This window comes from Kitasatospora sp. NPDC058170 (assembly GCF_042883905.1).
Taxonomy (GTDB): Bacteria; Actinomycetota; Actinomycetes; order Streptomycetales; family Streptomycetaceae; genus Kitasatospora.
Genome location: NZ_JBHVUV010000067.1, coordinates 1 through 13062, shown reverse-complemented (window position 1 = coordinate 13062; position 13062 = coordinate 1). Strand labels below are relative to the sequence as shown.

Here is a 13062-nt window from a genome sequence, read left to right as displayed (position 1 = left end):
GCGCAGGCCGGCGGGCGGCGGGGGCGGCGGGGCTCCGCCGGGGTTGCGGCCGAGCCCGCCCTGCGGCGCGTCGGGCGCGGGTGCGGCGGGGGCGCCGGGGCCGCCGGGGGCGCCGGGCAGACCCATCAGTCCGGGCAGGCCGTCGGGCGAGGCCAGCATGGTCGGGGCGTGCTCCACGGCCGGACCGCCGGGCGCACCCGGTCCGGGGGTCCCCGGCGCGCCGGGCAGACCGGCCAGCCCGGGCAGCCCGTCCGGCGGAGCCAGCATGGTCGGGGCGTGCTCCACCGCCGGAGCAGCCGGAGCCACCGGTGCGGCCGGAGCGGCCGGCGGCGCGGTCGGGCCACCCGGCGCACCCGGCAGACCCGCCAGCCCGGGCAGCCCGTCCGGCGGAGCCAGCAGCGTCGGCGCGGGCTCGGCCGCCGGAGCGGCCGACGGCGGCACCGGGGCCATGCCGTAGCCACTCTCGGGCAGCAGCATGGTGGCCGCCTCGGCGCCCGGTGCGGGCGTGCCGGGCAGACCGGCGCCGTTGGTCCGCAGGCCGTCCGGCAGCAGGACGGTCGCCGCCTCGACACCGGACGCGGGCGCCGGGGCGGGCGGCCCGGCCGGGGCCTCGGCCGCCGGAGCCCCGAACGGCACCGCGGGCGGAACGGGTGCGGCGGGCGGAACCGGTGCGGCAGGCGGCGCGAAGGCCGGCTCGTCGTGCCCAGGAGGCGGGGCGAGCATGGTCGGCGCGTCCCCGGCAGGCCGCTCGGAGACCGGCGGCGTGGTCAGCACGGCAGGCGCGGGCACGGGCACGGGCGCAGGCGCGGGAGCCGGAGCGGGAGCGGGAGCGGGAGAAGGCGCGGGCGCGGGCGCGGGCGCGGCCGCCGGGGCCGCCGTCCCCAGCCGCTCGGCCTCGGCCGCGATCGCCGCGGCGCCGGCCTCCTGGAGCCACTGCGGCGGGCTGAGCAGGAAGGAGGTCGCCTCGACCGGACCGGGCGCGGGCTTCGCCGCACCCGCCGGGTTGGCCGCGACCGGTCGGCCGTAGACCTCCTCGTACTGCCGGACCACCTCGTTGACCGGCAGGGCCGGCCAGAGCGTGCTGGCGCCGGAGTCCCGGGCGATCACCAGCCGCGCCTCGCCGGAGCCGCCCTCGTCGGCGGCGCCGTCCGCGAGCTGGACCGCCCAGCAGACGAAGCCCAGGTCGAACTCCCGGACCCGCACCTCGCGCTGTTGCGAACGCGGTACCCCGCCGTTGATCCACTCGTCGGCGAGCTCCTGCGCCTGCGCGTACGTCACCACGCCCGGTTCACCCCTGTCCCCTTCGTCCCCGCTCGATCTCCCACGACCACGCCCACGACCGCGACCTCTGTCACGGCTCCGGCCGCGGCCCTCACCGCCACCGACACCGCGTCAGCCCACCGGCACGGCGCGGGCGAACCCGCCGTCCACCATCAGCTCCGCGACCGTCTCCAGCTCCGGCGGACTGCCGGCCAGCCGGAGCAGGAACGCGTCGAAGTCCTCGCCGCACGGCAGCAGCAGCCGGGCGACCCGGTCCTCCGGCGTCTCGGACCCACCGGAGTCACGGGCGTCGTCGTAGAGGCAGAACCAGACCGAGCCGGTCTGCTCGCCGCGCACCTTGATCGCCACGATGCCGCCCTGGGCGTACGCGATGCCGAGGTAGTCCTTGGGGAAGTGGTCGCGCAGGCACTTGTTGGCGTACACCAGGTCCTCGGTGCCGTACTCCTCGCTGAGGGTGAGGAACGGCTGGTCGAGCAGCAGCCCGAGCTCGGTGTCGAGTGCCACCCCGGCGGGGGCGCGGCCGCCGCCGAGCTTGAGGAAGGTCCGGTAGGCGCCGGGCAGCCGGTAGCCGAGGCGCTCCTCGGCGCGCTGCACCAGGTCCTCGGGCACGCCGATCGGGTCGCCGCCGTCCAGGGCGAGCGGGAAGTGCACCGGCCGCTTCTCCTGGAGCGGCCGGGTGCCGCGCCGGCCGTGGTCGGCGGAGGAGGTGGCCAGGCCGCCGTGGTGCCGCAGCAGGGCCTTCACCTCGACCGGGACGAGCTCCATCCGGCGCCAGCCGGGCGCGGCCCGTCCGACCACGTGGTGCCAGGTCCAGCCGGGCGGGGTGGCGACGGCGGTCTCCAGGTCGGCCCAGAGCGGATGGCCCTGGGTGAACAGCGCCGCGTTGGCCGAGACGTAGTCGGTCAGCCGCAGTTCGTCGACGCCGAAGCCGTCCGGCGGGTCGGCGACCTCGGCCGCCGCGGCGGCGTACGAGCCGAAGTCCGGGTGGCCGTACTCGTCCATCCTGACCCCGGCTGGGTGTCGCTCCGCGCGGACCGGGTCCGGGAAGTGCACCACCTGACCTGCGTACGCCGCGTTTGGCGCGGCGGCGACGCCGGGCCGACCTGTCGTCATCTGGGAGCCCCCACTGGCTGCTGCACACTCTCCCGCGCTCATGCGCGATTGCTGGACACCAGGGTAGGGGGTCTGTCCCGGACCCGACCCCCCGCCCGGGAAGAGACCGGGAAGACAGGGGTGCCGGCGGGCTTGGGGCCGGGCGGGCTTGGGGCCGGGGGACGGCGAGGACGGCGAGGGCGACCAGGGGCGGGGCCGGGAGGCCGCCGGACCGCAGTCGCCGGGGAACCGGGGATCAGGCGGCAAGCGCCTTGGCCAGCGCTTCGGCGACCCGTTCCTGCTGGGCCGCGGTGATCTGCGGGAAGAGCGGCAGGGTCAGGAGCTCCCGCGCGGCCCGCTCGGCGACCGGGAAGGCGCCCGCGTCGTGGCCGAGCCCCCGGAAGGCGGGCTGGAGGTGGACCGGGACGGGGTAGTGGACGCCCGCGCCGACACCGGCGGCGTTCAGCGCGGCCAGCACCGCGTCCCGGTCGCGGCCGGGGCCGACGCGCACCGCGTACAGGTGCCAGACGTGCTCGTTGCCGGGCGCGGTCCGCGGCAGGCCGACGCCGTCGAGGCCGGCCAGCAGCCGGTGGTAGCGCTCGGCGGCGGCCCGGCGGGCCTCGTTCCAGGCGGGCAGCCGGCGCAGCTTGGCGCGCAGGACGACGGCCTGGAGGGCGTCCATCCGGGAGTTGAAGCCGAACCGCTCGTGCACGTACTTGCGGCCGGAGCCGTGGTCGCCGATCAGCCGGACGGCGCCGGCCAGTTCGTCGTCGTCGGTGACGACCGCGCCCGCGTCGCCGTAGGCGCCGAGGTTCTTGCCGGGGTAGAAGCTGGTGGCGGAGATCCGGCCGTGGAGGGCCCGGCCGTGCTGCCGGGCGCCCTGGGACTGCGCCGCGTCCTCGACCACCGGCAGCTCCCCGGCCAGGTCGAGCAGCGCCGCCATCGGGGCGAGTTGGCCGTTCAGGTGGACCGGCAGCAGCGCCACCGCGCCCGGCAGGGCGTCCGCGACCCGTGCCGGGTCGATCAGGAGGGTCGCGGGGTCGGCGTCGACCAGCACCGGGCGCAGCCCGGCCCGGACCACGGCCTCGGCGGTGGCGACGAAGGTGTTGGCGGGCAGCACCACCCCGCCGCCGGCCGGCAGTCCGAGGGCGCGCAGGGCGAGTTCGAGGGCGTCGGTGCCGTTGGCGGCGCCCACGCAGTGCCGGGTGCCGGAGAAGGCCGCGTACTCCTCCTCGAACCCGGCCACCTCGGGGCCCTTGACGTAGCCGCCGGCGGCGAGCACCCGGTCGAAGCCGGCCCGGACCTCCTCGGCGACCTCGGCGTGCGCGGCCTTCAGGTCCACGAGCGGGACGGACTGGTCGGTGGTCATCCCTGGTCTCCTCCTGGGTCGTCCCGGCGGATCGGGTCGGACGTACGGCGACGGGCCCTCCACCCCGCCGGGGCGGGTCCGCCCGGCGAGGCGGCACGGGCCCTCGATCTGTACGGCGTTCACCGCGTGGCGGCGCTCTCGTGTGCGTCGGTCCGGGACGCATCGGGCCCGCAGGCGCCGGCCCCGGCCCCGGCCTCGGCGACCCCGGCGCCCACCGGGACGGTGGCCCCGCCGAGTTCGAGGCTGAGCGAGGCGGCCTCCAGCAGTTGCAGCACCCGCAGCCCGGAGCGCCCGTCGGTGAGCGGGGCCCGGCCCTCGGTGACGGCGGCGGCGAACTCGGCCATCACGTTGCGCAGCGCCTCCTGCTCGACCAGGGCGGGTGCGACCATCTCGCCGACCCGGTAGGAGATCAGCGCCCGGTGGCGGATCGCGTCGGTCAGTTCGTCGGGCGGGGTGAGGTCCACCCCGCGGTCGTACACCGCCAACCGGGCCTGCGGGTTGAGGTCGTCCCAGACCAGGGTGCGCCGCGAGCCGCCGATCATGGTGGTGCGGACCTTGGTCGGGGAGAGCCAGTTGACGTGGCAGTGCGCCAGCGCGCCGCTGCTCAGCCGGACCGTCAGGTACGCCACGCAGGCGCGGCCGGCTCCGATCGGGTCGGCCCCCTGGGCGGACACCCCGACCGGTTCGACGCCCGGCGGCAGCACGAAGTCGAGGATGGACAGGTCGTGCGGGGCGAGGTCCCACAGCACGTCGACGTCCGGCTGGACCAGTCCGAGGTTGATCCGCACCGAGTCGAAGAACTGGACGTCGCCGATCTCCCCGCCGTGCACCAGCTCGCGGATCCGGCGCACCACCGGGGTGTAGCAGAAGGTGTGGTCGCACATCAGCACCAGCCCGCGCTCCTCGGCGAGCGCGACCAGTGCGGCCGCCTCCTCGGCGGAGGTGGTGATCGGCTTCTCCACCAGGACGTGCTTGCCGGCCTCCAGCGCGGCCCGGACCAGCCGGTGGTGCGCGGCGGCGGGCGTGGCCACGACGACCGCGCCGACCCGCTCGTCGGCGAGCACCTGCTCGAAGGAGGCGGTGGCCCGGACGGTGCTGTACCCGCCCAGGACCCGCCGGGCCTTCGCCTCGTCCAGGTCGCAGAGCCAGTGCAGGCGCAGCGCCGGCGTCTGCTGCGCGTTGCGGACCAGGTTGGGCCCCCAGTAGCCGGCCCCGACCACGGCGACGCCGATCGGGTGCGCGGGTGCGGGCTGCGGCGGCGCGCCGGGCGTGGGCACGTGCGCGCCGGGCGCCTCGTTGGCGGATTCCGTCTCCGTCATCGCAGGACCCCCTTGCTCGACGCCGGGGCGCCATTGCCCAGGCAATCCCAACGGCCAGGCAGAGCAAAGGAGTTGCAGTGACCAACCGATCGCTCCCGGAGACCGGCCGCCCCCTTGGCCCGCTGCTGGGACGCTACCGGCCACCGCCGACGACCGGAGCAGGATTCACGAAACCCGAGGACGAGTCGTGACGATCACGTGCGAATCCGGCCACGATTGCGTGCCCTACCGGTCGGTCCCGGAAGCCGATCGGACACCCTCGCACCCCGGTTGTGCGGATGTCAGGGCCATTTGACAGGCTTGCCCCGTACTGACCCCGTCAGTCGTGCCATCAGCGGAAAACAGCGAGGAGGAGGACGACCTATGACCACCGGGGATCCGGCCGACCCGCCCGTGCTGCGCCACCACCGCGACAGCCTGCTGCCCGCCGTCGCCGCCGCCCTGTCGCTGCGCGGCGGGGAGGTGCACACGCTGGCCGGCGACAAGCCGTCCCGCCGTCCCGTCCTGCACCCGCTGGTCGGCGACTTCCTGGACGACCTGCCGGTCGAGCACCGCGAGCGCTTCACCGGCCGCTGCCCGGAGGCCGTCCTGCTCTCCCAGTACCTCACCACCGTGGACGGCAGGCGCTCCAAGCGCGCCGCCCGCAAGCCGATGAGCCTGCACGACGCCCGCAAGGCGCTGAAGGGCTCCCGGCTGACCACCGTCCGGATCCGCGAGGAGCACGACCCGGCGCACGGCACCCACGCCCCGCCCTGCCGCTCCTGCGCACCGCTGCTGGAGCACTTCACCGTGCAGAGCGTCGCGGTCGGACCGCCCGCCGGCTGACCGCGCCCTCGTACGCCCCCCGTCCCCGAGCCCTGGAGCCCGCCCTGAACCCGCCCAGCCCGCCCCCGCCCCCGCCGGCCACCCTCGGCGGACCGGCCACCCGGACCCGCCCGCGCTTCCCCGCCGACGTCGCCGCCGAGCTCAAGTCGGCCGGCTGGCACCCCGGCCGGTGGGAGATCCGGCAGGCCGAGGAGTGGGCCGACGCCCTGGCGGGGTACGGCAGCCCGGCCGGAGTCCGGCACGCGGTGTTCCCGGCGGCGGTGGAGGCCTGGGCCGAGTTCGGCGGCCTGGCCTTCGACATCGGCGGCCCCGGACGCCAGCAGGCGCGGACGCCGTTCCTGGTGGACCCGCTCTGCGGACTGCACCAGCCGCGCACCCTGGCCGACCTCGGCCGGGCCCTGGGCACCCGGCTCGCCCCGCTCGGCGAGGAGCTGTACGGGCAGGCGCTGCTGGCCGTCGACGAGGAGGGCCGGGTCTACAGCCTGGACCACACCGGCGAGTGGTTCCTCGGCCACGGCATCGACCAGGCCGTCTCCGCGCTGGTCCTGGGCACCGCCCCCGAGCGGCTGCGCACCGCCGACGAGGACTGAGCCGCCCGGCCCCGCGGCCGGGCGGCTCAGACCAGCCGGTCGGTGCGCACCGCGAGCCGGGAGGGCAGCACGGCCTCCACCCGGAACCCGCCGTCCCGCTCCGGGCCCGCCGAGAAGCTGCCGCCGAGCGCGACCACCCGCTCGCGCATCCCGACCAGCCCGTTGCCGCCGCTGGGCAGCGCCGCCCCGACCCGCTCGCCGCCCGGGCAGCCGTTCACCACGGCCACCCGCACGCCGTTGGGCGCGTACGCCAGCAGCACGGCCACCTGCGCCCCGCCCGCGTGCTTGTGCGCGTTGGTCAGCCCCTCCTGCACCACCCGGTACGCGGTCTGCTCGGCCTCGGTGGTGAACTCCTGGCGGCTGCCGCTGACCGTCAGCGTGACGGCCATCCCGGCCGCCCGCGACTGGTCGACCAGCCGCGGCAGGGCCACCAGCGAGTCCGGCTCCGCCGCGGTCTCCTCGGACATCCGCAGCACCCCGAGGATCTCGCGCAGCTCGTTCAGCGCCTGCCGGCCGACCTCGCCCATCAGCTTGGCGCTCTGCGCCGCCTTCTCCGGGTCCTTGGCCACGATCCGCTCCAGCGCCCCGGCGTGCACCACCATCAGCGACACCCGGTGCGCCACCACGTCGTGCATCTCCCGGGCGATCCGGGTGCGCTCCTCCAGCCGGGCCCGCCGGGCACGCTCGCGGGCCTGCTCGGCCAGCAGGTCCAGCTCGGTCTCCAGGCCGTGCGCACGGTCCTTCAGCGACTCGATCAGCCGCCGTCGCGCCCCCACGTACAGGCCGGTCACCACCGGCGGCACGGTCAGCCCGACGGCCACCAGCACCGCCAGCAGCACCTGCCCCCAGAGCGGCGGATCCTCCGCCGACCCGCCGGAGGGGGTGAGCATCGAGACCAGCATCACGCCGACCGCCTCGACGAAGGCCAGCCCGGACAGCGCCACCACCCGCCGGCGCCGCGAGGGCCACTCCCAGGTCTCCGCCAGCGTGTACAGCGACACCACCAGCAGGACGACGCCGAGCATGCCGGGCATCGCCACCAGCGCCACCAGCACCGGGACGGCGGGCCAGCGCCGCCGCACCACCAGGCTGGCGCCCGAGGCCGCGCCGACCAGCGCGACCCCGACGATCGCCAGCGTCCCCAGGTGGACCCGGGGCGCCAGGAACGCGACGGCGCTGGCCGCACACTCCAGTGCCGCGAGCGCGGCCAGCGCGATGTCCAGGAGGGCGCTGCGCCGGCGCTCCCACCACCAGAACGACCGGTCCGGCACGCGCTCCCCAGGCGACTTGCTCATAGTCCTACAGACTAAGCGCGAACCTTGATCCATCCCCACCTGGATATCCGACGACACTCCCCGGGGTCGCTAAGTGGTCCAGACCACATGGGCCGCCCGGAGATCGTGTCCGCCATCCGGCCACCTCGCGGACAGCGACCCCCGCGACACCTATGCTGGTCGCGTCGGACAGCGCGGTCCGCACGCGTCACACGCGACACACGTACGCGGGCACTGTGACGATGAGCCGTTGCCGAACCCCACCACCACAGGGAGCCAGCCGTGACCGCTCCGGTCCCCACCCCGGCGGACAGCCCCACCCCCGCCGTCGCCGACAACGCAGCCCTGCGGGCGGACATCCGCCGCCTCGGCGACCTGCTCGGCGAGACGCTGGTCCGTCAGGAGGGCCCCCAGCTCCTGGGCCTGGTCGAACAGGTCCGGCTGCTCAGCCGCACCGACGGGGAGGCGACCGCCGAACTCCTCTCCGACATCGACCTGGACACCGCGGCCAAGCTGGTCCGCGCCTTCTCCACCTACTTCCACCTCGCCAACGTCACCGAGCAGGTGCACCGCGGCCGCGAACTCGCCACCCGCCGCGCCCGCGAGGGCTCGCTGCTCGCCCAGACCGCCGACCAGCTGGCCGAGGCCGACCCCAAGCACCTCGAGGACACCCTCGCCCACCTGGCCGTGCGCCCGGTCTTCACCGCGCACCCCACCGAGGCCGCCCGCCGCAGCGTCCTCAACAAGCTGCGCCGGATCGGCGAACTCCTCGACCGCATCCACCGCGAGCAGATCGCCGCCGGCCTCTCCCACGCCGACTCGGCCCGCACCTCCTCCGCCAAGCGCCAGGCCGACCGCCGCCTGGCCGAGGTCATCGACCTGCTCTGGCAGACCGACGAGCTGCGCATCGCCCGCCCCGAGCCCACCGACGAGGCCCGCAACGCCGTCTACTACCTGGACGAGCTCTACCGCGAGGCCGTCCCGGAGGTCCTGGAGGAGCTGCACGAGGAGCTCGCCCGGGTCGGCCTCACGCTCCCCGAGGGCGTCCGCCCGCTGACCTTCGGCACCTGGATCGGCGGCGACCGCGACGGCAACCCGAACGTCACCCCGCAGGTCACCTGGGACGTCCTCAACCTCCAGCACGAGTACGGCATCAAGGACGCCCTCGCGGCGATCGACGACCTGCGCAACTCGCTCTCCACCTCCGAGCGGCTGGCCGGCGCCTCGGCCGAGCTGCTCGCCTCGCTCAACACCGACCTGGCCCTGCTCCCCGAACTCAGCCCGCGCTACAAGCGGATGAACGCCGAGGAGCCCTACCGCCTCAAGGCCACCTGCGTCCGGCTCAAGCTGGAGAACACCCGCGAGCGGCTCTCCACCGGCACCCCGCACGTCGAGGGCCGCGACTACCTCGGCACCCGCGAGCTGATCGCCGACCTGCGGCTCGTCCAGGACTCGCTGCGCGCCCACCGCGGCGGCCTGATCGCCGACGGCCGGCTCGCCCGCGCCATCCGCACCGTCGAGGCCTTCGGCCTCCAGCTCGCCACCATGGACGTCCGCGAGCACGCCGAGGCCCACCACCACGCGCTCGGCCAGCTCTTCGACCGGCTCGGCGAGGAGGCCTGGCGCTACGCCGACATGCCCCGCGAGTACCGGCAGAAGCTGCTCGCCAAGGAGCTCCGCTCGCGCCGGCCGCTCGCGCCCACCCCGGCCCCGCTGGACGCCGCCGGCACCAAGACCCTCGGCGTCTTCAGCACCATCCGCGAGGGCTTCGACCGGTTCGGCGACGAGATCGTCGAGAGCTACATCATCTCGATGTGCCAGGGCGCCGACGACGTCTTCGCCGCCACCGTCCTCGCCCGCGAGGCCGGCCTGATCGACCTGCACGCCGGAATCGCCAAGATCGGCATCGTGCCGCTGCTGGAGACCACCGACGAGCTCCAGGAGGCCGACCGCATCCTGGACGAGATGCTCTCCGACCCCTCCTACCGCCTGCTGGTCTCGCTGCGCGGCGACGTCCAGGAGGTCATGCTCGGCTACTCCGACTCCTCCAAGTTCGGCGGCATCACCACCTCCCAGTGGGAGATCCACCGCGCCCAGCGCCGGCTGCGCGACGTCGCCCACCGCTACGGCATCCGGCTGCGCCTCTTCCACGGCCGCGGCGGCACCGTCGGCCGCGGCGGCGGCCCCTCGCACGAGGCCATCCTGGCCCAGCCCTGGGGCACCCTGGAGGGCGAGATCAAGGTCACCGAGCAGGGCGAGGTCATCTCCGACAAGTACCTGCTGCCCTCGCTGGCCCGGGAGAACCTCGAACTGACCATCTCCGCCACCCTCTCCGCCTCCGCGCTGCACACCGCGCCGCGCCAGGCCCCCGAGGAGCTGGCCCGCTGGGACGCCGCGATGGACCGGGTCTCCGAGGCCGCCCACACCGCCTACCGCGGCCTGGTCGACCAGGAGGACCTGCCGAAGTACTTCTTCGCCGCCACCCCCGTCGACCAGCTGGCCTCGCTGCACCTGGGCTCCCGCCCCTCCCGCCGCCCCGACTCGGGCGCCGGGCTGGACGGCCTGCGGGCCATCCCGTGGGTGTTCGGCTGGACCCAGTCCCGCCAGATCGTCCCCGGCTGGTACGGCGTCGGCTCCGGCCTCGCCGCCGCCCGCGCGGCCGGCCTCGGCGACGTGCTGGACGAGATGTACGGCCAGTGGCACTTCTTCCGCAACTTCCTGTCCAACGTCGCCATGACGCTGGCCAAGACCGACCTGCGGATCGCCCGCCACTACGTCGAGCAGCTCGTCCCCGCCGACCTGCGCCACATCTTCGACCAGATCGTCACCGAGCACGAGCTCACCCTGCGCGAGGTGCTGCGGCTCACCGGCGAGAGCGAACTGCTGGAGCACAACCCGGTGCTGAAGCAGACCTTCACCGTCCGCGACGCCTACCTCGACCCGATCTCCTACCTGCAGGTCGCCCTGCTGCGCCGCCAGCGCGAGGAGGTCGCCACCGGCCGCCCGGAGGACCCGCTGCGCGCCCGCGCCCTCCTGCTGACCGTCAACGGCATCGCCGCCGGCCTGCGCAACACCGGCTGACCGGCCGCCCCAGGGCCCCGCGGCACCCCCACTTCGGGGGCACCGCGGGGCCCTTCGCCTCTCCCCCGCCGACCGGCCACCGGCTGCCGACGGCCCGCCGGACAACGCCGAAGGGGCCGGTGCCCGGTTGCCCGGACCCGGCCCCTTCGGACCTCGTCACTCCCCCAGATCGCCCGCGCGCCGACGCCGCACCCACAGCGCGGCTCCGCCGGCCGCCACGACCAGGCCGCCGCCGACGGCCAGCAGGCCCGCGTCACCGCCGACCGAGCCGCCGAGCACCGGCCCCAACTGGGCCGCCGCCGGATCCGGGGACACCAGACCCGGATCGGGCTCCGCCACCGAATCGGCGTGCGCCATCCCGGCACCCGCACCTGACAACAGCACTCCGGCCGCCCCCAGCACGCCGGCCGTGCCGACCCGCCGTCCGAGCTGCCTCAGCCGTACCACCCGGATCCGCCGCAGGCGCCGGACCGGCCGCAAACTCCGCATCGAGAACTCCCCAGGACCCGTTCGCGTACTGGCCCGACGCTATCGGATCCCGCACAGGGTTCTCACACCTATTCAGGTTTGGGCGGCCAAGCGTTGTACGACTGTTGCGTACCCGCTCGATGAACTGACGCCAGGTCAGGCCATCAGGAGTTGTACGTCCCCTGCGCCCGCTCCAGACCCTCCGACAGGAGTGCCTCCACGGCGTCGGCGGAGCGATCCACGAACCACTCCAGCTCCTTGCGCTCGGTGGCGGAGAAGTCCTTCAGCACGAAGTCCGCGACCTCCATCCGGCCCGGGGGGCGGCCGATCCCGCAGCGCACCCGGTAGTACTCCGGGCCCAGCGACTTGGTGATCGACTTCAGCCCGTTGTGGCCGTTGTCCCCGCCGCCGAGCTTCAGCCGCAGCGCCGCGTAGTCGATGTCCAGCTCGTCGTGGACGGCCACCAGCGCCGAGGCCGGCGCCTTGTAGAAGTCCCGCAGGGCCGTCACCGGCCCGCCCGAGAGGTTCATGAAGGACATCGGCTTCGCCAGCACCACCCGCCGGCCCGCGAGCCGTCCCTCGGCCACCTGGGCCCGGCTCTTGTGCGCCTTGAACTTCGCACCCATCCGCTGCGCCAGCAGATCGGCCACCATGAACCCGATGTTGTGCCGGTTCCGGGCGTACTGCTCACCCGGGTTGCCGAGCCCGACCACCAGCCAGGGGCCCTCGTACGCGTCCTCGCTCATCCCACCGCTCCTCGCACTCACGCTCGTCGCCATCATCTCGAACACACCGCGCCGGGACCTGTCGGGCCCCGGACAGACCGCTGCCCCGGCCGCTCCAGTACGGAGCGACCGGGGCAGCGGTCTCAAGCAGATACCTCAGGCAGAGCGCGGGGCTCAGGCCTCGGCGCCGGCCTCGGCCTCGGCGGCCTCGGCGTCGGCGTCGGCCTGCGAGGCCTGGGCGCCGATGACCTGCAGCACGACGGTGTCGGCCTCGACGGCCAGCGAGGTGCCCTTGGGCAGCGCGATGTCACCGGCGGTGATCGAGGCACCGGCCTCCAGGCCCTCGACCGAGACGGTCACGGACTCGGGCAGGTGGGTGGCCTCGGCCTCGATCGGGAGGGCGTTGAGGACGTGCTCCAGCAGGTTGCCGCCGGGGGCCAGCTCGCCCTCGGTGAGCACCGGGATCTCGACGGTGACCTTCTCGCCGCGCTTCACGAGCAGCAGGTCGACGTGCTCGATGGTGCGCTTGATGGCCTGGCGCTGGATCGCCTTCGGCAGGACGTACTCGTCCTTGCCCTCGATCGGAACGACCAGCAGGGCGTTCGGGGTCTTGAGGGCCATCATCAGGTCGTGGCCCGGCAGGTTCAGGTGAACCGGGGCGTGGCCGTGGCCGTAGACGACACCGGGGACCAGGCCGGCACGACGGGCACGACGGGCGGCACCCTTGCCGAACTCGGAACGGGTCTCAGCGGCGATGCGGATCTCGGACACGACTGCACTCCTCGTGAAAACTGGCGCGGGGGTGCAGGCAACGCGAAAACCGCCGGGACCACACCCACAAGAACGTTCGGGGGTCACTCGGCGGCGCACGACCTCTGCCGGCAGTGGACAAATCCGGCACCGGCAGCGCGTCGATCACGGAGCGGGTACCCGTCGAGCAGGCACACGGCATCCCTCGCCGAGCATTTTCACGAGTCTAACCGCACCGGTGGCCTCCCGTGAAATCGGCGGCGGGCCCCGGGCCCGGGGGGCCCGGGG

At 74.9% G+C, this 13062-nt stretch carries 10 protein-coding genes and 1 pseudogene; 3 read left to right on the top strand and 8 right to left on the bottom strand.

All coding sequences use genetic code 11. The features are described from left to right. From ACFVVX_RS37520 to ACFVVX_RS37505, 4 genes and pseudogenes are all read right to left on the bottom strand, one after another. Positions 1-1281 (bottom strand): annotated as a pseudogene (locus ACFVVX_RS37520) (hypothetical protein); the annotation flags it as partial. A gap of 111 nt (positions 1282-1392) precedes the next feature. Then, positions 1393-2394 (bottom strand): SMI1/KNR4 family protein, encoded by a 1002-nt coding sequence (locus ACFVVX_RS37515; protein WP_387952632.1) that lies wholly within the window; start codon positions 2392-2394, stop codon positions 1393-1395. A gap of 235 nt (positions 2395-2629) precedes the next feature. After that, positions 2630-3742: a DegT/DnrJ/EryC1/StrS family aminotransferase gene (locus ACFVVX_RS37510; RefSeq protein ID WP_387952630.1), complete on the bottom strand. Its 1113-nt coding sequence runs from the start codon at positions 3740-3742 to the stop codon at positions 2630-2632. A 119-nt stretch (positions 3743-3861) separates the two neighbouring features. Then, positions 3862-5061, bottom strand: coding sequence for a Gfo/Idh/MocA family protein (locus ACFVVX_RS37505; RefSeq protein WP_387952628.1), 1200 nt, complete (start codon positions 5059-5061; stop codon positions 3862-3864). A gap of 363 nt (positions 5062-5424) precedes the next feature. Between ACFVVX_RS37505 and ACFVVX_RS37500 the strand changes: the two genes are divergently transcribed. Next, the gene (locus ACFVVX_RS37500) at positions 5425-5886 is read left to right on the top strand and encodes a YwqJ-related putative deaminase (RefSeq protein WP_387952626.1); all 462 of its coding nucleotides are present in this window, start codon (positions 5425-5427) and stop codon (positions 5884-5886) included. 44 nt (positions 5887-5930) lie between these two features. Continuing rightward, entirely contained in the window at positions 5931-6476 is a 546-nt protein-coding gene (locus ACFVVX_RS37495) for an SUKH-3 domain-containing protein (protein ID WP_387952633.1), read from the top strand. Positions 6477-6502: 26 nt separating this feature from the next. Here the strand turns inward: ACFVVX_RS37495 and ACFVVX_RS37490 are convergent, their stop codons facing one another. Beyond that, positions 6503-7771, bottom strand: coding sequence for a sensor histidine kinase (locus ACFVVX_RS37490; RefSeq protein WP_387952624.1), 1269 nt, complete (start codon positions 7769-7771; stop codon positions 6503-6505). A 261-nt stretch (positions 7772-8032) separates the two neighbouring features. On the opposite strand from ACFVVX_RS37490, the gene ppc reads away from it, so the two are divergent. Continuing rightward, a complete protein-coding gene (gene ppc, locus ACFVVX_RS37485; RefSeq protein ID WP_387952622.1) occupies positions 8033-10831 on the top strand; it encodes a phosphoenolpyruvate carboxylase in 2799 nt (932 codons plus the stop codon). A gap of 156 nt (positions 10832-10987) precedes the next feature. Here the strand turns inward: ppc and ACFVVX_RS37480 are convergent, their stop codons facing one another. The 3 genes from ACFVVX_RS37480 to ACFVVX_RS37470 form a co-directional block, all read right to left on the bottom strand. After that, the gene (locus ACFVVX_RS37480) at positions 10988-11320 is read right to left on the bottom strand and encodes a hypothetical protein (RefSeq protein ID WP_387952620.1); all 333 of its coding nucleotides are present in this window, start codon (positions 11318-11320) and stop codon (positions 10988-10990) included. A 143-nt stretch (positions 11321-11463) separates the two neighbouring features. Beyond that, on the bottom strand, positions 11464-12045 hold the full coding sequence (gene pth / locus ACFVVX_RS37475) for an aminoacyl-tRNA hydrolase (RefSeq protein WP_387952618.1): 582 nt from the start codon (positions 12043-12045) through the stop codon (positions 11464-11466). A 153-nt stretch (positions 12046-12198) separates the two neighbouring features. Beyond that, positions 12199-12795, bottom strand: a complete 597-nt coding sequence (locus ACFVVX_RS37470; RefSeq protein WP_387952616.1) for a 50S ribosomal protein L25/general stress protein Ctc — start codon at positions 12793-12795, stop codon at positions 12199-12201. Positions 12796-13062: the final 267 nt, after the last annotated feature.